Origin of the sequence: Nocardiopsis sp. CNR-923 (assembly GCF_001942255.1) — a bacterium.
GTDB lineage: Bacteria > Actinomycetota > Actinomycetes > Streptosporangiales > Streptosporangiaceae > Nocardiopsis.
Genome location: NZ_MKKC01000082.1, coordinates 1 through 19696, shown reverse-complemented (window position 1 = coordinate 19696; position 19696 = coordinate 1). Strand labels below are relative to the sequence as shown.

Here is a 19696-nt window from a genome sequence, read left to right as displayed (position 1 = left end):
GCCTGGTGACGATGCCCGAGGGTCTGCCCGAGCTGACGCTCGGGTGGGAGGTCATCCGCTGGGCGGTCAAGTACCTCAAGCAGCCGAACGGCCCGCACGCGGGGCGCCGGTGGGAGTTCGTGGACTCGCAGGTGCGGTTCATCTTGTGGTGGTACGCCCTCGACGAGTCCGGCCGGTGGCTGTACACGCACGGCGTGCGCCGCCTGGCCAAGGGCTCCGGCAAGAGCCCCTTCGCCGCGCTCCTGGCGCTGGCCGAGCTGACCGCTCCGGTGCGGCTGGCCGACTTCGACCCGCAGGTGCCGGGCGGGTGCGTGGGCAAGCCGGTACAGATGCCGCTGGTGCAGATCGCCGCGACGGCTGAGAGCCAGACGGAAAACACGATGCGGATGGTGCGGGCGCTGGCGCCGAAGGGGTCGCGGATCGTCGCGGACTTCGGCCTGGACCCGGGCAAGACCCAGTACTACCGCCAGCCCGAGGGGCAGCTCGCGGTCATGACGTCGTCGTCGGCTGCGGCCGAGGGCGGTGAGGCGTCGTGCATCGTCGCGGACGAGACCGAGCACTGGCTACCGGGCAACGGCGGCCCCGAGTTCGCTGCCACGTTGGCCGACAACCTCGCCAAGTCCGGCAGCCGCATGCTGGAGACCTGCAACGCGTGGAAGCCCGAGAAGGGCTCGGTGGCGGAGGCCTCGTACAACGCGTGGCTGCTCCAGGAGGAGGGGCGCACCCGCGCGGAGGACCGGATCCTCTATGACGCGCGCGTCGCCCCGCCGGACACCGACATGGCCGACGAGGCCTCGCTCATGCGGGCGCTGGACTGGGTGTACGGCGACTGCTGGTGGGTGGACCGACGGTTCATCGCCAACCGCATCTGGCAGGGCACCAGCTCACCGGATGACTCCGAACGCAAGTACCTCAACCGGCCGACCGAGGCGAAGGACGCGTGGCTCAAGGCCGCGCAGTGGTCGGCGTGCGCCGACCCGAGTGTGGAGCTGGCCGACGGCGAACAGGTCGCCCTGGCCGCGGACTTGTCCAAGTCCCGCGACGCCACCGCGATCATCCTTTGCCGCGTCTCGGACGGGCACCTGTTCACGTGGGACGTATGGGAGCCGCCTCTCGACCCCGATGAGGCAGAGCATTGGGAGGTGCCCCGGCGCGAGCTCGATGCGCGCGTGGCCCAGGCGTTCGAGCGGTTCGACATCGTGGCGTTCTACGCCGAGCCGGGGCCGCTGCTGTCCTACGTCGACCTGTGGGGCGAACGGTACGGCGACCGGGTGTGCATGCGCGCCCACCCCAAGAACCCAGTCCGGTTCGACATGAGGTCGACCCAGGACGGCCGCGCGCACCCGGCGGTGCTGCGCCGGTTCACTGACGCGGCGATGTCGCTGCACGACGCCATCGTCAACGGCGACGTCACTCACGACGGCGACCCCCGGTTGCACCGGCACATGGTCAACGCCCGCAGGTGGCCGAACAACTACGGCACCGGCATCGGCAAGTCGTCCCGGCACTCCTCGGCGAAGGTGGACGCCGCCGTCACCGCGGTGATCGCGCGTCTGGCTCGCACCGAGTACCTCGCCCTGCCCGAGTCCCGCCGCCGTAAGGCGCCGACCTCCCGGAAGGTGGTGGTGTTCCGTGGCCGAGGTGGACGTGCTCGCGCGGCTCGTGCGCGACGTCGATGATCGCATCCGTGGGTGGAAGCGGCTGGAGGCGTACTACGACGGGTCCCGCCGCCTGGAGGCGCTCGGCCTGGCGCTCCCACCAGAGCTGGAGGACCTGGCCACGGTCATCAACTGGCCGGGCATGTACGTCGACGCGATCGAGGAGAGGCTCGACGTCGAGGGGTTCCGGCTCGGTGGCCAGGACCAGGCCGACGACGAGCTGTGGGGGTGGTGGCAGGCCAACAACCTCGACGAGGAGTCGGGGATGGGTCACCTGGACGCGCTCGTGCACGGCAAGGCGTACACCTGTGTCGGGTACCCGGACAGCGCCGACGACGCACCCGTGATCACGGTCGAGTCGAGCCGGTACATGGCCGCCACCCTGGACCCGCGCACCCGGCGGGTCTCCGAGGCGGTCAGGTTGTGGGACGACTCCGAGGTGGGCATCCCGCAGCGCGCAACCCTGTACCTGCCGCACGCCAACGTCTACTGGCGGCGCGACCGGTACGAGGGGTGGATCGAGGACGACCGCGACGACCACAACCTGGGCGAGACGCTCGTCGGGCTGCTGGTGAACCGGCAGCGGCTGGCCAAGCGCACCGGCACGACCGAGATGCGCGACGTCATGGACCTGACGGACGCCGCGTGCCGGTCCATCACGAACCTGCAGGGCGCCCAGGAGCTGCTCGCTGTCCCGCAGCGGTTCGTCACCGGCGCCACCGAAGGGGACTTCGTCGACGAGAACGGCGACCCGATCCCCGCGTGGGAGGCATACCTCGGGCGTCTGCAGGCGCTCATGAACGAGAACGCCAAGGTGTTCCAACTCGACGGCGCGGACCTGCGCAACTTCACCGAGGTCCTGCGCATGTACGCGCAGCTCGGGTCCGGGCTGACCGGCTTGCCCGCGCACTACTGGGGGTTCACCTCGGACAACCCGGCGAGCGCGGACGCGATCAGGTCGAGCGAGTCCCGGCTGGTGAAGAAGTCCGAGCGCAAGCAACGCGGATTCGGCGGAGGCTGGGAACAGACGCAGCGGTTGGGCATGCTGGTCGCCGGGCGGGACCCGCGCGACGCGGCCCGGCTAGAGACCGTGTGGCGGGATCCGGCGACGCCGACCTACGCGGCGCGCGCGGACGCGTGAGCAAGTTGCACAGCACGGGTCTGTTGCCGCTCGAAGCGGCGTGGGAGGACCTGGGGTTCTCGGTGGAACGGCGGCGCCGACTGCGTGAGCTGTCCTCGGATGACCCGGCGGAACGGTACCTGGCGATGTTGCAGGACTTGGACAGCCGTGACTCGGTTCCTGGGGGGAGCGGGTCGGAGTGACCCCCGAGCAGTACCAGCGCAACCGTGTGTCGTTGCTGCTGGCGTTGCGTGCGTCCCTGCTCCCGGTCGTTCGGAACCTGCGACCCCGGCCGACAGAGTCGGAGTGGGATGTCTGGGTTCAGAATGTGTACTGGCTGGTGCATCCAGCCCGGCGCGAGCAGTGGCAGCTCGCTCAACCGTTCTATCAGACGGAGCGCCAGCGCGTCACAGGTGATCTGGGTCCGGTGGATTTCCCCCGGCGTGCCTACCCGCCTGCGGCACTGAATGCGGGCATGCGGAAACGAATCCGGGGGCGGTTGGATGCGCTCGGTGAGAACGATCCTGTTCCGCAAGCGGTGATCGAGGATGCTTTGGGGGTCGCGCTCCGGCACGCCTCGGCTGGCGGGCGTGAGGGGATGGTGGACGCGGCCCGCCATGACCCGAAGGCACTCGGTTACGCGCGGATCACGGTCGGTACGGAGAACTGCGCGTTCTGTCTGATGTTGGTCAGCCGCGGTCCGGTCTACCGGTCGGAGTCCGCGGCGCTGCTGCGGGACGGCACGTCGGAGCCGTACCACGACCGGTGTGACTGTATCGCCGTGCCGGTGTTCGACCGGGATGACTGGCCAGGCCGGGATGAGTACCTGGAGATGCAGCGGCTGTGGGACGAGCACGCCAACGGGAACCTGAAGAACTGGCGGCGGTTCATCGAGAGCCGACGTGACCGGGAGAACTCGCAGGCTCAGGAGCGCGCGGCCGCTGTTGGCGAGAACGCACAACAGGCCCCGGACGAGGACATACAACAGGACCTGTTCGACCCGTCCCGAGATGTGCCGACCGCTGACCTGCCGACCGAGGACCGCCCGCTCCTGGCTATCAACCCCGCCCCGAACCCAGCGGAGGAGGCACACCGACTCCAACTCCAAGCCAACGCTGATCGGATCCGGCGCGAACAGGAAGCCGCCCGGCAAGCCCGAATCCAGCAGCTCATAGGGTCGGGACTACCCCGACTTGGGAACCTCATCCCGGACGACTACGACGACGCCCTCAACCGTGAGTCCGATATCGAGCAGGCCCTCACGCAGATCATCGAGGGTCGGGACTACAACGGGTTCACGGTCACCGTGGACAGCACCGACATCAGCGAGGACGAGATCCAGTTCGGTGGGAGCGTCTACAGCTCGGACGGATCGTATGTTGGTTCAGTCGAGCGCACGTTCAGGCGGGAGCACGACGGCACCCTGTACGCCATCCACGACTACCTGAACCTCGACCGGTCCGCGCGCGGCCAGGGGTTCGCCGAGGCATGGAACGGATTTCTCCAGACTTGTTATGAGCATTCGGGGTTTGAGAGAATTGAGGTTCACGCGAACATCGACGTGGGTGGGTACACGTGGGCCCGGCAGGGGTTCACGTGGGCGAATGAGAGCGACGCGGTCAGGCTGGCGAACCTGCTTGAGCGGCAGCTCACCCGATCGGAGACTGAGCTGTCGTCGATGGCTCTGGATGACCCGGACCGTCTGGGTTTGCAAGCGGAGATTGACGCAGCCGAGGAGATCCTCCAGCGCATCAACGACGAGCCGTTTGGGAGCGACGACTACCCGACCGCGTATGAGATGTCCCAGTGCGGCCGTCGGCCTCACCACACCGGCCGGGATGCGTCCTGGATCGGTAAGCGCGCATGCTGGGCTCGGACTGGCAAGGGGTGAAGTGGCTATGACGAGAGAACGGCCGTGGCGTCGGGGCCGCCCCGTGCGCCCTTCACAGGCGCAGGTGGAGCGGCTCCGCGCGCTGTCGGGCGTGCATGCCGACTGGGTGAACCGGAACCTCGACGCGTCGGTGGAGTTCCAACCGGACGCCCCGGAGCGGCCCGAGGTGTCGGACTACAACCTCCACTACCTCGACGTGAACCCTCCGGCCGACGCCGAGCAGGAGTTCCACGAGCAGGCGCGCACCCTCTTCGGTTTGGACCCGGAGACCGGCCGCCGCGTCTGACCTGCCTCACCTGACCAGCCCCGTACCGGACCGGTGCGGGGCTTTCGCGTGCCCGCTGCCGTGCGGGCCCGATGACCACCCGCCACCCGGGCGGGACGCGCCACGGCCGCGCTCAAGGCCGGACACGCCAACGGCGGAAGGAAGACCACCATGAACGCCCTGCCCACCCACCCGACCACCGGGCTGCGCGCGCTCGGCTGGACCCGCCGCGGACCGATCTGGCCCGTGCTCGGCGGAGACGGCACCGGCGGTGCACCGCCTGCAGGCGAAGGCCAGGGCAGCGGGGACGGCGGCCAGAACAGCGGTGCAGGCCGCACGTTCGGCCAGGCCGACGTCGACCGGATCGTGGCCGATCGCCTGGCCCGCGAACGGGAGAAGTACAGCGACTACGCGGACCTGCGCAAGAAGGCCGCCGAGCTGGACAAGATCCAGGACGCCCAGCGCACCGAGGCCGAGAAGCTCCAGCAGCAGCTGGCGGAGGCCGCCACGCGGGCCGAGAAGGCCGAGCGGTCCCTGTGGGTCGCCGAAGCCGCACGCAAGCACCAGGTGCCTGACGACGCCATCGAGTTCCTGACCGGGACGACCGCCGAGGAGATCGAGGCCAAGGCCGTCAAGCTCGCCAAGCTCGGGGGCAACTCCGGTGGCGGAGAAGGCCGCGACACCAACGACGACGGCCAGGGCCAGGGCGCCCCGACCGGCGGAACCAACGGCGGGAACCAGCGGCGTCCCGACCCCTCCCAGGGACAGGGCAGCCGCGGCGAGGGCGGCGGCTCCGTCGCCACGGGCCGGGACCTGTACGCGCAGCGGAAGCACAAGAAGACCACGACTTAGGAGTCACCCATGGACCTCACTGTGAGGACCGAGGGGTTCGCGCAGGACGATCAGTCCTGGCTGGGCAGCGCCCACGGGACCAACATGGCCCGCTCGATCACCCTCGACACCTCCATGTTCACCGCCGGAACCCACTACCCGGACGGCTACTTCCCGTCCGGCCTGGCGCTCGGCCGCATCACCGCGTCGGGTCTGTACGGACCCTACGACGACGGCGCGATCGACGGCCGCGAGACCCTCTCCGGGTTCCTCTTCACCGCGACCCGCGCCCCGCACGACGGCACCGCGACGTGGTCGGTGCGCTGTTCGAGCACGGCCGCGTGATCGCCGACAACCTGCCCATCGCCGTGGACGCCGCCGGTCAGGCCGACGTCTCCGGCCGGATCATCTTCATGTAAGGGGGCTGAACGATGCTTCTGAGCAGTGACTACGCCACCCCCGCCGAACTGACCGGGTACGTGCGTGCCGCCCAGGCCGACTTGGACGCCAACCGGTTCACTCTGTCCCGCTGGCTGCCCAGCCGGATGGTGGATGACCTGGAGTACCGGTTCACGCGCGGCGGTGAGGGCCTCATCGAGGCCGCCACGTTCCGCGCCTACGACGCCGAGTCGCCGATCGGTGCCCGGCCCGGCGTGACCCGCGTGTCCGGTGAACTCCCGCCGATCTCCCGCAAGGTGCGCTTGGGCGAGTACGACCGGCTGCGCCAGCGACGCCTGACCGGTGAGATCCGGTCGGCGATCCTGACCGACGCCGAACGCATGGCTCGGTCGGTGGCGGCCCGCCTGGAGCTGGCCCGCGGCCAGGCCCTCGTCGAGGGTCAGGTCGTCATCGACGAGAACGGTGTGATGGCCACCGTCGACTACGGCCGGTCGGCCGGCCACACCGTCACCGCGGCCACCCCGTGGTCGGACACCGTGAACGCAACCCCGCTCGCGGACATGCTGGCCTGGCGCGACACCTACGTGGCCAGTAACGGCGAACGACCCGGCGTGGCAGTCATCTCCACCGTGGTGCTGGGCTACCTGCTGCGCAACGCGGAGATCCGGGAACTGGCCGCCACGCTGGTCGGCACTCCGTCGATCGTGTCCGAGACCGCGCTCGGGCAGGTGTTGTCCGCTCACGGGCTGCCGCCGTTCGAGGTGTACGACGCGCAGATCCGTGTGGGCGGGGCGGCACAGCGCATCATCCCCGTGGACCGGTTCCTGTACCTGCCCGAGCCGGGCGACCCGACCGACCCGGACAGCAGTGACCTGGGAGGGTCTCTGTGGGGCACCACGGCCGAGGCCCTGGAGCAGGGGTACGGGCTGGCCGGTGAGGAGCCCGGTGTGGTCGCTGGGGCCTACTCGACCGAGGACCCGGTCGCGGTATGGACGAAGGCGAGCGCGGTTGCGCTGCCGGTCCTGGCCAACCCGGATCTGTCGTTCACTGCGGACGTGGCGTAGGGAGGGGCGGTCGATGCGAACACTACGCAGCTACGTGCACGTCGCCGGAAGCGTCTACGCGCCCGGCGATGTGCCTCCGCCCGAGGTGGCCAAGCTGATCACCAACCCGAAGGCGTGGGAGGGCAGCCAGCCCCCGGCGGCTGCCGTTGAGCCCACCCCGGACATGGAGGACGACCAGGACGACGGAACCGGCGACGACGAGGCGCCGGAGCGTCCGGCGAAGAGCGCCACGGTCGAGGCCTGGCGCGAGTACATCCTCGCGGTCGCCGACATCGACGAGGCCGACGTCGCGGACATGACCAAGGCCCAGCTGCAGGACCTGGCCGACGAGATCGACGCCGACACCGGCGACGAGTAGCCCGGAGGGGGTGGCCCGGTGGCGATCGCGACCGTCACGGACGTGCAGGACCGGTTCAACCGGCCACTCACCCCGGAAGAGGAGACCCTCGCCGAAACCCTGCTGGACGACGCCGAGATCAAGATCCGCCGCCGTATCCCGAACCTGGCGGCTCGGGCCGCGGCCGATGCCGAGTTCGCCGAGACCGTCGTCATGGTCGAGGCCAACGCGGTCCTGCGCGTGTTGCGCAACCCCGAGGGGTACCGGCAGGAGACCGACGGCGACTACAGCTACTCGGTGTCGGCCGCGGTCGCGTCGGGGCGGCTGATGATCCTCGACGAGGAGTGGGCCGACCTCGGCCTGAACCGGGGTGCGTTCACCATCCGGCCGAAGATCGGCACCCCGCGCCGGGGCCCGATGCGGTGCCGCCGGGGGTGGTGGCCGTGAGCCTGCTCGACTGGGGACCCGAGGAGGTGGACGTCTACCCGCAGGTGGACGGCACCGACCCGGACGGAAACCCGGTCCGGGGCCCGTCGGACACCCCGACGAAGGTGTACGCGCGGGTCCAGCCGGTCACGTCCACGGACGTGATCGCGGCCGGGCAGCAGACCACCACCCGGTACCGGATGATCACCCGCGACGCGCCCGTGGGGGCGTGGGCGCGGGTGGTCTGGGACGGCCGGGACTGGGATGTGGAGGGCGAACCGTTGTGGCGCAACGGGTCGTCGCGCACCAGGCACGTGACGGCGATCCTGCGCGCACGGGGGGAGGCGTGAATGGCGACTCTGTACCGCTCCCTGGAGCGCACTGTGGCCCGCCTGCCCGGCATGGGCGACGCCGTCCACGAGCACGCCGAGCAGATCGGCGACACCGCCCGCGGGCTATTGGCCGCGCACCGCAGCACCGGCACAGCGCGGGTGACCGTGACCCGCGGCCGCGTCGACTCGTTCGTCAACCTCGAGGACCCCAACGCGCTGTCCCTGGAGTTCGGGCGGGCGGCTGGGGTGTCCGACTCCGGGCGTGCCTACGGCGCGATGGAGGGCCTGTACATCCTGCACCGGGCCGCCGGGTGGCGCTGATGGACCACCACTCCGACACCTGCCACCTGGACCCCGCGCACTACGCCTGCGCGATCGCCCGCGCGGCCCACGCCGAGGGGGCTCTCGACGAGGCCCGCCGGGTCGCGGCCGAGGCGCTCGCCCAGGTCCACCACCAGGTTGACGCTGAACAGACCCTGCGCCGGGTGTCCGCTCTGCGCGCCGAGTTCCAACGGGACCTGGAGCGCAAGGGCGGTGACTGGCACCCGCGGGCCCGCGCGATCGCCGAGCAGGTCATCACCCAGCTCGGGACCGCCCTCGGCGTTGGGGAGGCGTGATGGTGCGCATGCTGCCCCGGGTCAACCGGCTGCTCTTGGACCTGCTCCGGCCAGCGCTGGCACCGGTGCCGGTCTACTCCGAACAGCCGGACCTGTCGCGGGACCTGCCGGTGGTGATGGCGCGGAAGGTGCCCGGCGACGGAGCGCCGGATCCGCGGTTCCTCGATCGCTGCCTGGTCGACGTTCAGTGCTGGCACAGCAGCGACGCTGACACCGACGATCTCGCCGAGACTGCCCGGGTCGCCCTGGTGACCGCGTGGCGCACCCAGCAGATCATCGGCGGTCTGGCCTCGATCGCGGGCTACACCGAGATCTCCTCACCGGCTCGCATCCCGGACGAGACCACCCCCAAGGGCGTGGTCCGCTACCAGGCCACGTACCAGCTGGCGATCCGCCCCGCGTAGGGGGTCGCGTTCCGTGACACCCCTGCTGTTCTCTCGCCCCGCCTGGGGGCTCAGCGCCCGCACGGGCGCAGGTCCGCGCACCACTTCACCCTGTACACCCGTGCCCCTAGGAGGCATTCATGGCGCTCGACGACGACGCCCTACTCGTCCCCGCAGTGGGGACGTACTACTACCACCCCACGGTCGGCACCGAGGTGCCCGCCGATCCGGACAACCCCGAGACCGACGGATACGTCGACCTCGGCCACACTGCCCTGGAGGCCCCGTTCGGCATCAACACCGAGGGAGGCGAACAGGCCGTTCTCGGCACCTGGCGCAACCGTCAGGCGAGGTCGGTCAACAGTCCGCGCGTCGAGTCCTTCAACTTCGTCGTACAGCAGTGGACGGAGTACAACTACCGGCTCTACTTCGGGGCCAACGCCATCACCGACCCCAACGGCTACACCTACGCCCACAAGGACCCCGTCGAGACTGAGGGAACCCTGTGGGTGCGCATCGAGGACGGCGCTGAGCGGGTCGCCTTCCACGGCCCCAGGGTCAGCATCTTCCGCAACGAGGCTCTCGCGCTGGAGGCCGAGGCGCTCGGTGGTCTGTCCGTGCGCGCAACCGTGCTCGGACGCGCTGGCGACCAGCGCATGTACGGCCTCACGCCGAAGCAGTCCGCATCCCTAGCCGCGGTCGGCCTGGACGTCACTCCGGCCACCTCGTCGCTGGCCGTGTCCGGCACCGAGCAGCTGGCCGCAGAGGCCACCTACGACGACGCGTCCACCGCCGACGTCACCCTGTCCGCGATGTGGGGCACCTCCGACGAGCAGATCGCCACCGTGTCCTCCTCCGGGCTAGTCACCGCCGTGGCAACCGGATCGGCCACGGTCACCGCGGTCTACCAGGGCCACACCGACACCTGCGACGTCACGGTCACCTGACCGGCGTCCCCCAAGACCAGGCGGCGTCCGGAATGGTGCGGACCCCGGGCGCCGCCTGCCCACCATCCCGGGTCCGCACCACGTAGGAGGTCCGCACCCATGTCCACCATCGACGTATCCGACCTGCAGGACTCAGCGCCTGAACCGACCGTGGTCAAGCTCAAGGGCCGCACCATCACGCTCCGGCCGCTGCTGGAGGTCGGTGCCGAGCACGACGAGACCCTGGTCGAACTGATCGAGCAGCTCGGGAACCTCACCCCCGCCAGGAAGAGCGACGGTGAGGAGGGTGGTGGCCGCAACATGGAGGAGATCCGAGCCATGATGCCGCTGGCCAACAAGATCCTGTTCATGGCCGCGCCCACCAATGCCGACGGCGACCGGCTGCTCAAGCTGCCGCTCAGCGCCCGATTCAGGATCCTCATGAGCTACGTGGAGGACCAGCAGTTGGGGGAAGCCTTTCCCTCCGGAAGCTGATCGCCGGCCACGGCGCGGCCCTGTTCGCGGACTTCCTGCGCTACTACCGCCTCGACCTGGCGGGCGTGGTGCAAGGCCGGTCCCCGTACCGGCCGCGCCTGCTCCTGGCCTTGATCGAGCAGCTCCCGGAGGACTCCGCGTTTGTCACCTCGGTCCGCGGCCGTGACTGGCGCGGCTGGACCCGGCAAGCCGCCATCTTGGCTGACCTGTACGACGCGGTCATGTCGCACGCGGCCATCGCCGCCGCCGACTACTCCCAGGCCCGGAAGGTCAAGCCGATCGGCAAGCCCTACCCGCGCCCCACCACGCGACAGCGCGCCCAGCGAGTCGCCGACGTGCGCCGCGCCCTGGGCGGCGTGGCCCGCCCGGACCTGGTCGCCCCACCCCCGCACGCCATCCCCAGCGGGTAGACCGCGACGACTGGTCCGGGAGGTGTGATGCCTCCCAACCGTGACGTCGGCCGAGTGTCGGTGCGGGTCATGCCGAACCTGTCCCGGTTCCGCACCGAACTCAGGGGTGCGCTGGAGGAGCTGGAGCGGCGTCTCGTCATCACCTTGCCCACCCAGATCGACCTGGAGCAGGCCCGCCGCATGGCGGGCGACGCACGCCGGGTCATCCAGGGCGAGTTGAACGACGTCCGCACCATCGTCAACGTCACCGCGGACGGCGCGGACATCCGCACCGCCAATCGGCAACTCGACGCGGCCGCCCGTGACCGCACTGCCCAGATCGAGGCCGACGTCGACCAGGCGTCGCTGTCGCGTGCCCGCCAGTCCCTAGACCGGCTGGGCAGCGCCCTCGGCGGGCTGGGCCGGGCCGGTGGTCGCGCGATCGGGTTGGCCGGTGCCGCTGGCGCCCTGTCGACCCTCGCAGCCGGGGCGGCCGCGTCGGTCGTGCCCGTGCTGCAGCTCGGCGCGGCGCTGGCACCGGTCACCGGTGTGCTGGCCACTGTACCGGCCTTCGCGGCTGGTGCCGGTGCGGCCATGGGCACGTTGGCCATCGCGTTCTCGGGTGTCGGTGACGCCTTGGGCGCGGCGCTGTCCGGTGACGTCGAGGTTCTGAACGAGGCCCTGGAGGGCCTGGCACCCTCGGCTGCTTCGGTGGTGCGCGAGGTCTCAGCGATGCGCCCCCAGCTGCAGGGGTTGCGCGAGTCGCTGCAGGGCGCGTTCTTCGCCCCCTTGGTCGGCGGCGTCACCGAATTGGGTGAGCGGCTCCTGCCCACCCTGTCAGAAGGTCTGACCGGGGTTGGCGCGGAGCTCGGCGCGATCGCCGCTGAGCTCGTCGACTTCGCCGGGCAGTCCGAGACCGTGGCCGCGCTCAGCGGCCTGTTCGACTCTGTGGGCACCGCGATCCGCGACGCCGGCGGTGCCCTGCCCGACTTCCTGGCGGGCCTGCGGGAGATCGGTGTGGCTGGCCTGCCCTACCTGGAGTCCGCCGGGCCCGCGCTGGCCATCCTCGGTGACCGGTTCCGGGAGTGGGCGACCGCCGCGGCTGAGTCGGGGCAGGTCACGGCGTGGATCGAGGGCGCCCTCGACACCCTGTCGCAGCTGGGCGACCTCGCCGGGAACGTCGGCGGGATCATCTCCAGCATCTTCCAGGGCGCTGGGGATGGTGGGCTACTCGACTTCCTCGTCGAGGCGACCGGCCGGTTCAACGACTTCCTCAACTCCGCTGAGGGGTCCGCTGCCCTGGAGGGCATCTTCGCCGGGCTCGGCGACATCGGCGAGGCTCTCGGCCCGGTCATCGAAGCCATCCTGTCCGGTCTGGGCGAACTGGCCCCCGTCGTCGGCCGCATCGCCACCGCGTTCGGGCCGGTGCTGACGTCCGCGATCGAGGGCCTGGTGCCCGCCCTGGTGGCGCTGGAGCCCGGCCTCACCGCCATCATCGACGGCCTCGGGCAGGGCATCGACGCCTTGGTCGAGTCCGGGGCGTTGGAGATGCTCGCGACCGCCCTGTCGGACATCCTCGTGGCGCTGTCGCCGCTGCTGCCGGTGCTGGGGCAGCTGGCCGCGGTCCTGGTGGGTGCGCTCGCCGAGGCGCTGATCGCGCTCTCGCCGGGGTTGGCCGAGCTCGCGACGACGCTGGCCGAGACTCTGTCACCGATCCTGCCGGAGCTCGCGGCCAGCTTCAGCGAGTTGGTGGTGGCGCTGGCGCCCCTCATCCCGCCGTTGGTCGAGGCGCTTCTGCCAGTGCTGGAGCTCCTCCCGCCCATCGTCGAGAACCTGGCCAGTCAGATGAGCACCTGGGCGTCGACGATCGAGGACCTGACCCCGATCATCATCGGCCTCCTGGGGTGGCTGGAGACGCTGATCGGGTGGATCGTCGACCTCGCGGCCTGGTGGATCAACCTCGGCACGACCTTCTCCGAGTGGTCCGGGCGGATGTCCCAGCGACTCCGCGACGCCCTGCGCGAGATGATCGACCGGCTGACCAACCTGCGCGACAGCGGGTCCGAACTGCTGGCCGACCTGCGCGACCGGGCGGTCTCGGCGTTCACGGATCTGCGTGACCGGTCCCTGTCCTTGGCGAGGAACCTGCGCGACGGCATCGTCGACTTCGTCACCGGTGCCCACGACCGCGCGGTGGCGATCGCCCAGGCGCTGGCCAGCGGCATCACTGGGCAGATCAAGCGGGCGGTGGACGAGGTCCGGCGTCTGCCCCAGCGCATCCGGAACTTCTTCGCGGGGGCTGGCAGCTGGCTGACCAGCGCCGGGCGCAACGTCATCAACGGGTTGATCGACGGTATCCGCCGCGCGGTCGGCCGCCTGTGGGACGAGATGGGCGACATCGCCCAGGGCGTGCGCGACTACTGGCCGTTTTCCCCGGCGCGGCGTGGCCCGCTGCGTACCCACCCGATGGACCGGGCCGGGCGGAACATCGCGGACATGCTCGCTGAGGGCATCGCCTCGGGTGAACGGGTCGTGGCCCGCGCGACCGAGGGGCTCGCCGGGGCTGTCGCCCGCCCGTCGGCCGCCGCGGTGGCCCGGTTGAGCCGCCGCCCGGACGACGAACGGCGTGTCCAACCGGTGGTGCAGGTGACGAACCACTACCCACAAGCGGAACCGACCTCGGTGTCGACGAACCGGACGTGCAGTACGCGGCCGCGCTGGGGGTGGTGTGAGGTGTCCGAGTACCCGCACTACTCCGTGGACGGGGTACCGCTCAACGACGGGATCGGGAGGTGGTTCCTCGACGGTGACGCCTTCCAGGTGCCGCCCCTGCCCGGGGCGCGTGGTGTCCAGGTGACCGTGCCCGGTGTGCACGGGACGCTCCCGATCGCCGGGCTCGACCTTGAGTCGGTCGTCCTGGGCGGGCAACTGGTCGTCACCGACGCCACGGCGGGCGGCACAGCGGGAGGTGCGCGCCAGCTCCAGGACAACTTAGCCGCGGTGTACATGCTGCTGGGCAACCGGGGGCGGGTCCTGGACCTGCGGTACCACCTGGACGAGGCCACCGTCCGCCAGGCCGACGCGCTCATGGTCGCCGCAGCCGTCCCGGAGCTGGTGTCCACCACGACCGCCCGCCTTCCCCTGGCCCTGGAGGTGCCCGGGGCGCTGTGGCGTGACGTGCACACCACCACGTGGGGGCCCACCCCCGTGCCCGCTCTCACCGTGGCCACCGAGGTCGACACGCTTACCGGATCGACCGGGCCCGTGACGGACGCCCTGATCCGCGTCACAGGGACCGTGGACCAGCCGTCCGTGACCGACGTGGGCACCGGCGGCACCCTCACCTACGGCGGATCCCTGACCGGCTCCGAGCGGATGCTCGTCGACTGCGCGAGGATGCGCGCGGCCGTGGTGACCACCGACACGTGGGACCTGGAGACGGGCACCGACGTACCGGGGACGTGTCGGCCACCGGGCCGCGGTCCGCATCGCGGTGGCTGCACCTGGCCCTCAGATCATCGGCGCCGACCCCGCGACCCGGCGGTCCGCGTCACCGCCACCGCCGCGTCCAACTCTGGCGCGACCCTCGAAATCCGTGGACGGAGGGCCTACCTGTGATCGACGTGCGCCTGGTCGCCTACGCCCCCAACGGCAACCGGTTGGGGCCGCTGCCGCACCCGCTGTCGCTCAACCTCGGGCAGCCGCTCGACGACCTGCCCAGCCTGACCGTGTCGTACTCCACGCACTCCACCGGAGCCGAGCTGCTCGCCGCCCCGGTCGAGGTCGCCGCCGAACTCTACGCCCCAGACACCGGAGTGTGGACCGAGCACCCTGACTCGCGGTTCCTGCGCCTGGCCCGGTCCGGTGATGCCACCGACCCGACCGGCGCCCGCTCCTACACCATGCCCGGGTACGGGTGGCAGGGCCGCAAGATCCGCCTCTACCCGCCCGCCGACCCCGACGACCTGGTCGACGGCAAGCGCGGCTTCCTCAGCGCGACCGCGGGGACGATCCTGGCGACGTTCCTGCAGGAGTGGCACGCCCGCAGCGGGGCGACGGAGTTCGCCTACGACTTCACCACCGCCACCGACAGCGCCGGGGCGACGTGGGACAAGGTCCTCACGATCTACTACGCCCCGGGTATCGACCTGCTGACCGTGCTGGGCAACCTCGCCGACCAGGGTGTGTGCGACTGGCGATTCAACGGCCGCACCCTGCAGGTGTTCAACGCCGACACCACCCTGGGCCGGAACCTGGCCACCGGCCCGGACTCGGTCGACCTGCTCGTAGGCCGCGACATCACCGACGCCCCCGACACCGCGTCGCTGGAAGACCTGGTCACCGACGTCTACCTCCAGGGCGAGGGCGGATTTGCGCTGCAGGCGCACAACGCCGCCGCCGTCTCCCCATGGGGGCGGTGGGAGGACTACATCACCCAGGGCGGCGTCCGCGACTCCGGCACCGCCACCATCCTCGCCAGCGCCGCACTGGCCAGCGGCTCCGCCGAACGCGTGCAGATCACCCGTGGTCTGACCTTCGGCCGCGCCGAGCATCTGCCCTGGCGCGACTACCGGCCAGGCGACCACGTCCGCGCGGCCGCCGACGACGGCACCCCACAGTCCCTACGCGTCCGTCAGGTCACCCTGTCGCGGGACGGCGACGGACAGGTCAGCGGCAACGTTGTCCTCAACGACCGGTTCGTCGAGGGCGAGATCCGGAGGGCCCGCCGCACCCAGAGCATCGTCAACGGGGCGACCGCCTCCGGCGGATCCGGCGCGCAGCCCGCACCCGAGGGGCCCGACACGCGGCGGCCCGCCGCACCGGCCGGGCTGATCGTGGACACAGTCGACTACCTGGACAGCGACGGCGCGGCCCGCGGGCAGATCACCGCCACGTGGGGGTTGGTCGACACGGCCACGGACGGCACCGCCATGGAGATCGGCGCCTACGAGCTCTACCACCGCCCCAACGTGGTCGACGCGCCCTGGTACAAGGCGACCGAGACCGTCGACCCGGACAACACCGCCTGGTACAGCGGGTACAACGTCGGGGAGGAGTGGGCGTTCAAGGTCCGCGCCATCGGCCAACACAACAGCTTGCCGGGCCCGTTCTCCGACCAGTACGCGGTCACGATCGCGGCCGACACCGACCCGCCGCCGGTGCCCTCGGCGCCGGTGCTGTCCACCCGGCTCGGCGTCATCCACGTGAACTGGGACGGCCTCGGATCAGCTGGCGAACCGATGCCCGCCGACTACCAGCACACCATCGTGCAGATGCGCGACGCCGACCCGTGGGTGCACACCTTCGACTACACGGGCCCACCGCAGTACCCCTTCACGGTCTCCGAGGGCACCTGGAACGGCACCGCCGAAGGGATGCCTTTCGCCGGGTACGGCAACTTCCTGCTCTACGACTTCGGAACGGTCGACCAGGTCGTCGAGCTGGACGTGTACCGGCCCCCCGGCGGCGCCGAACTGAACCTGTTCATCGCACCCCGCGTCGACGGCGTGATCCCGTCCTCGGGGTACTTCTCGCCCTACATCGCGATCGGCTCGGACCTGCCCGCGGGACAGTCCACCACCTACCGGGTGGAGGTGATCGGGCAGCGGGCCCGAGTCATCGAGGGCGGGCAGGTCATCTATGACCAGTCCTTCGCGTTCGGGAACGCCTACGGCACGCAGATGGCCCTGGACGGCGACAGCGGCACACTGCTGTCCGCCTGGAGGATCCCCGCGGATGTGGACTGGCACGAGATCGACGTGATGGAGGGCGGCCCGGCAACCGTCGTCATCCCCGGTCAGCCCTACGGGGCCGAGCGGTGGGTGCGGCTGATCGCCGTCGACCGGTCCGGCAACACCTCGGCCGCGTCCGCGGTTGCCTCCGCTGCCACGGAGCCGCTGGTGGACACCGACGTGCACCCGGAGGTGATCGCCGCCGGGCACATCCGTGCCAACGCCGTGACCGCCGACAAGATCGAGGCCGGGGCGATCGAGGCCGGGCACATCGCCGCCAACGCCATCGAGGCCGACAAGATCGCCGCCGGAGCGATCGACGGCAAGACCATCACCGGTGCCACCGTCCGCTCCGCGCGTCCGGCCAGCGGTGGATCGGCGACACCAGCGGCATCCGGCTCATCAACGTATTCGGTCAGACCGTAGCGGACCTGTCCAGCAGCACCGGGACCGTCACCGCGGCGGGAACCTTCCGGTCCGGGCTGGGCACGTCCCGAGCGGTGCTGTCGGAGGGCGTCTACTCCGGCCGCCCCGGCACCCAGTACCGGACGTCGCTGTCTGACCAGCTGCACCCGTGCGTGTTCGGAGAGGGGGTCTCCGGCGGCGGTTCCTACGGGCTAGGCGCGCTCGTGGCGCTGTCCGGAGAGCAGACCATCAACAGCTCGGGTCGGGCTACGCTCGCGCTCCGCCGAGGCGGTGACTTCGAGCTGCAGCGGGAATTCGCCGGTGAAGCACGCGGGATCGTGGGGTCGGGCGTCACTCTGTCCCTGTTCGGCCGATTCCCTTCTGGGAACTCCGCCGGCGACCTCGTCAGGGTCGGACGGATCCTCGGGGTCTCCTCCGGCGGCTCCCTCACCTGGGGTACCCCGGGGGCCAGCACGCTGTACCCCGTGCTCAGCGCGTTCGCCGCCGGGTCCCGGTCGCTGGCATGCACGGGGGTGTCGTCCTCGTCCTTCAACTGGACCGCGTCCGCCGACGTCAGCCAGCTGTGGTTCGTCGCGTTCCGAGGGGGGTCGTCGTGATGGCCGACATCGTGATCACCAGCATCGAGCGGTCCGAGCTGGAGCCGGGGTATCCGGTGTACCGGATCACCTACCCGCACCCCGACACCGGTGAGGACCACCTGCACATCGTGCCCCTGGAGGCGCTCGCGACCCGCGGTGAGCTGTTCGGGCTCGCCGACCGCGAGGAGGTACTCGACCTGATCATCCGCGAGGCGCACGCCCCGGGCGACGAGGTTACCGCCGTCTACACCCAAGCGATCACCGCGCGGGGTGAGGCGGCCCTGCAGGTCGCTCGGCAGGCCGCTCCGGTCAGGGCGTCACTGCCCGAGTCGGTGGCGCTCAACCACGCCGTCCAGGCCCTGGACGCGCCACCCTCCTCGGCCGACGAGCTGCGCCAGGCGAGTGCTCGACATCGGGTGCGGCGTGACCGGGGCGCATGGTCGCGCGTCACCCAGGCACTCGCCGAGGACGCCGAGCGGATCGACTGGTGGGCAGCGGCGTACACGGCTGACGCGCTCGCGCCGGTCCGGCAGGTTCTGGCCCAGGGCGACGAATCGGATACTCCTCATCGATCCCGGCTGGTGCGGTAATGGCCGAGCCCGACAGGGAAACCAGGGACCTGCTCATCGAGATCAAGACCATGCTCGGCGTCGTCGTCTCCCGCGGCGAGGACCACGAGATCCGGCTGCGCGAGGTCGAGCAGGCCGCCGTCACCAAGGAGGACCTGGCCGAGGAGCGCGCCGCCTCGGACGCCCGCCAGAAGCGTGCCCTGAGCTGGGCGACCACCATCATCGGCATCTTGGCCTGGTGGTGCCCACCGCGCTCGGGCTCCTCATCGACCTGTTCCTGCGCTGAACCCATCCACCACCCCGCCCCGGCCTAACACCGACTGTCAGCTGGGGCAGTGCCACTCAGGCGGCGACCAGTGTGAACTCACAGAACTCCCGGAAGTTGGGCATCACCGTGGTGTAACCGGCGAGCCACCTCTTGCCGGAGCAAGGGACGGTCAGCCAGACCTCGTTATCACGCCCCAGGGCCAATCCGTGCTCGCCCTTGGCGACCGTCCAGGCAGTGGCGGGGTCCCACTTGTTGAGGCAGACACCGGTCGCGTCATCTGCCAGTACTTGTAGTCGTCCCAGTGGTACTCGGTGGCCTCGATGACGTACCGACCGCCCTCGTACTCGTGGAAGATGACCGTCTCCCAGGGGTCGTTGGTCTGGTTGGAGATCCGGAGCCAGTCCCAGTTCTTGTCGACCTCGGTTCCCACACCACGGGTGCGGTGGAGCAGGTGGTAGCGCTTGCCGGGGACGATGCCGTGCTGAGCCATGGAAGCCCTCCATTCAGACGAACAGTGACAATGACGTTACTGGTTGCAGTTGTTCTGGGTTGGGCGTTCACAAGATCTCAGTGATTCCTTTGCCGGCCGCCTCGTTCGGCCGCCACATCCATCCAGCCCCGCCCCGGCCCACTGCCGGGGCTTCCTTATGCCCACCAGGAGGCGCCCGATGATCGACTACCCGCGGACCTACTTCGGCTGGTCCGCGTCCTCCCCCGCCGACTACGCCGACCCGGAGGCCGGGCTCGTCGTCCACTACAACGGGGCCCCGACCGGGCTCGACGACCACGGCGACTGCGTCTCCTACTGGAAGAACACCCGCGACGACCACGTCAACAACCGCGGATGGGCCGACATCGGGTACAGCTTCGGCGTCTCGACCGAGGGCCACGTCTTCGAGGGCCGGGGGCTGCACCGCTACCAGGCCGCCCAGGGCACCAGCTCGGGCAACGCGAACTACTACAGCGTGTCCTGATGATCGGCGACGGCGA

Annotated in this window: 24 protein-coding genes; 23 read left to right on the top strand and 1 reads right to left on the bottom strand. The window is 70.5% G+C overall.

Annotated elements, in window-relative coordinates; genetic code table 11:
- Positions 1 to 5: 5 nt before the first annotated feature.
- The 22 genes from BJF83_RS12785 to BJF83_RS12680 all read left to right on the top strand — a co-directional run bounded on the left by BJF83_RS12785 (position 6) and on the right by BJF83_RS12680 (position 18752).
- Positions 6 to 1679, top strand: coding sequence for a terminase (locus BJF83_RS12785; RefSeq protein ID WP_187347139.1), 1674 nt, complete (start codon positions 6 to 8; stop codon positions 1677 to 1679).
- A complete protein-coding gene (locus BJF83_RS12780; protein WP_075926467.1) occupies positions 1633 to 2799 on the top strand; it encodes a phage portal protein in 1167 nt (388 codons plus the stop codon). The genes BJF83_RS12785 and BJF83_RS12780 overlap by 47 nt, the downstream gene beginning before the upstream one ends.
- Positions 2796 to 2981, top strand: a complete 186-nt coding sequence (locus tag BJF83_RS26760; RefSeq protein WP_143831870.1) for a hypothetical protein — start codon at positions 2796 to 2798, stop codon at positions 2979 to 2981. Before BJF83_RS12780 ends, BJF83_RS26760 begins: the two co-directional genes overlap by 4 nt.
- The gene (locus BJF83_RS12770) at positions 2978 to 4669 is read left to right on the top strand and encodes a hypothetical protein (RefSeq protein ID WP_143831869.1); all 1692 of its coding nucleotides are present in this window, start codon (positions 2978 to 2980) and stop codon (positions 4667 to 4669) included. Before BJF83_RS26760 ends, BJF83_RS12770 begins: the two co-directional genes overlap by 4 nt.
- Positions 4670 to 4712: 43 nt before the next feature.
- Positions 4713 to 4955, top strand: a complete 243-nt coding sequence (locus BJF83_RS12765; RefSeq protein WP_262391505.1) for a hypothetical protein — start codon at positions 4713 to 4715, stop codon at positions 4953 to 4955.
- Positions 4956 to 5105: 150 nt separating this feature from the next.
- Positions 5106 to 5786, top strand: coding sequence for a DUF4355 domain-containing protein (locus BJF83_RS12760; protein WP_075926463.1), 681 nt, complete (start codon positions 5106 to 5108; stop codon positions 5784 to 5786).
- 9 nt (positions 5787 to 5795) lie between these two features.
- Positions 5796 to 6110: a head decoration protein gene (locus BJF83_RS12755; RefSeq protein WP_262391504.1), complete on the top strand. Its 315-nt coding sequence runs from the start codon at positions 5796 to 5798 to the stop codon at positions 6108 to 6110.
- Positions 6111 to 6196: 86 nt separating this feature from the next.
- Entirely contained in the window at positions 6197 to 7228 is a 1032-nt protein-coding gene (locus BJF83_RS12750; protein ID WP_075926462.1) for a major capsid protein, read from the top strand.
- A gap of 13 nt (positions 7229 to 7241) precedes the next feature.
- Entirely contained in the window at positions 7242 to 7586 is a 345-nt protein-coding gene (locus tag BJF83_RS12745) for a hypothetical protein (protein ID WP_143831868.1), read from the top strand.
- A gap of 18 nt (positions 7587 to 7604) precedes the next feature.
- A complete protein-coding gene (locus BJF83_RS12740; protein ID WP_075926460.1) occupies positions 7605 to 8012 on the top strand; it encodes a Gp19/Gp15/Gp42 family protein in 408 nt (135 codons plus the stop codon).
- Positions 8009 to 8341 (top strand): head-tail adaptor protein, encoded by a 333-nt coding sequence (locus BJF83_RS12735; protein WP_075926505.1) that lies wholly within the window; start codon positions 8009 to 8011, stop codon positions 8339 to 8341. Before BJF83_RS12740 ends, BJF83_RS12735 begins: the two co-directional genes overlap by 4 nt.
- Positions 8342 to 8644, top strand: coding sequence for a DUF5403 family protein (locus BJF83_RS12730; RefSeq protein ID WP_075926459.1), 303 nt, complete (start codon positions 8342 to 8344; stop codon positions 8642 to 8644). It begins immediately after the preceding gene.
- Positions 8644 to 8940, top strand: coding sequence for a hypothetical protein (locus tag BJF83_RS12725; protein WP_143831867.1), 297 nt, complete (start codon positions 8644 to 8646; stop codon positions 8938 to 8940). Before BJF83_RS12730 ends, BJF83_RS12725 begins: the two co-directional genes overlap by 1 nt.
- On the top strand, positions 8940 to 9344 hold the full coding sequence (locus BJF83_RS12720; protein ID WP_075926457.1) for a hypothetical protein: 405 nt from the start codon (positions 8940 to 8942) through the stop codon (positions 9342 to 9344). Before BJF83_RS12725 ends, BJF83_RS12720 begins: the two co-directional genes overlap by 1 nt.
- 119 nt (positions 9345 to 9463) lie before the next feature.
- Complete coding sequence (locus BJF83_RS12715) at positions 9464 to 10270, top strand: Ig-like domain-containing protein (protein ID WP_075926456.1); 807 nt, start codon at positions 9464 to 9466, stop codon at positions 10268 to 10270.
- A 99-nt stretch (positions 10271 to 10369) separates the two neighbouring features.
- On the top strand, positions 10370 to 10744 hold the full coding sequence (locus BJF83_RS12710) for a phage tail assembly protein (RefSeq protein ID WP_075926455.1): 375 nt from the start codon (positions 10370 to 10372) through the stop codon (positions 10742 to 10744).
- Between the two features lie 65 nt (positions 10745 to 10809).
- Positions 10810 to 11154 (top strand): hypothetical protein, encoded by a 345-nt coding sequence (locus BJF83_RS12705; protein ID WP_075926454.1) that lies wholly within the window; start codon positions 10810 to 10812, stop codon positions 11152 to 11154.
- A gap of 27 nt (positions 11155 to 11181) precedes the next feature.
- Positions 11182 to 14751, top strand: coding sequence for a hypothetical protein (locus BJF83_RS12700; protein ID WP_075926453.1), 3570 nt, complete (start codon positions 11182 to 11184; stop codon positions 14749 to 14751).
- Positions 14748 to 17291 (top strand): hypothetical protein, encoded by a 2544-nt coding sequence (locus tag BJF83_RS12695; protein WP_075926452.1) that lies wholly within the window; start codon positions 14748 to 14750, stop codon positions 17289 to 17291. The genes BJF83_RS12700 and BJF83_RS12695 overlap by 4 nt, the downstream gene beginning before the upstream one ends.
- Positions 17292 to 17365: 74 nt before the next feature.
- Positions 17366 to 17887, top strand: coding sequence for a hypothetical protein (locus BJF83_RS12690; RefSeq protein WP_075926451.1), 522 nt, complete (start codon positions 17366 to 17368; stop codon positions 17885 to 17887).
- Positions 17887 to 18459, top strand: coding sequence for a hypothetical protein (locus tag BJF83_RS12685; RefSeq protein WP_075926450.1), 573 nt, complete (start codon positions 17887 to 17889; stop codon positions 18457 to 18459). Before BJF83_RS12690 ends, BJF83_RS12685 begins: the two co-directional genes overlap by 1 nt.
- Positions 18459 to 18752, top strand: coding sequence for a hypothetical protein (locus tag BJF83_RS12680; protein ID WP_075926449.1), 294 nt, complete (start codon positions 18459 to 18461; stop codon positions 18750 to 18752). The genes BJF83_RS12685 and BJF83_RS12680 overlap by 1 nt, the downstream gene beginning before the upstream one ends.
- 123 nt (positions 18753 to 18875) lie before the next feature.
- Here BJF83_RS12680 and BJF83_RS12675 read toward each other — a convergent pair whose 3' ends face one another.
- Entirely contained in the window at positions 18876 to 19196 is a 321-nt protein-coding gene (locus BJF83_RS12675; RefSeq protein ID WP_075926448.1) for a hypothetical protein, read from the bottom strand.
- A 178-nt stretch (positions 19197 to 19374) separates the two neighbouring features.
- On the opposite strand from BJF83_RS12675, the gene BJF83_RS12670 reads away from it, so the two are divergent.
- A complete protein-coding gene (locus BJF83_RS12670; protein WP_187347138.1) occupies positions 19375 to 19680 on the top strand; it encodes a hypothetical protein in 306 nt (101 codons plus the stop codon).
- Positions 19681 to 19696 lie beyond the last annotated feature (16 nt).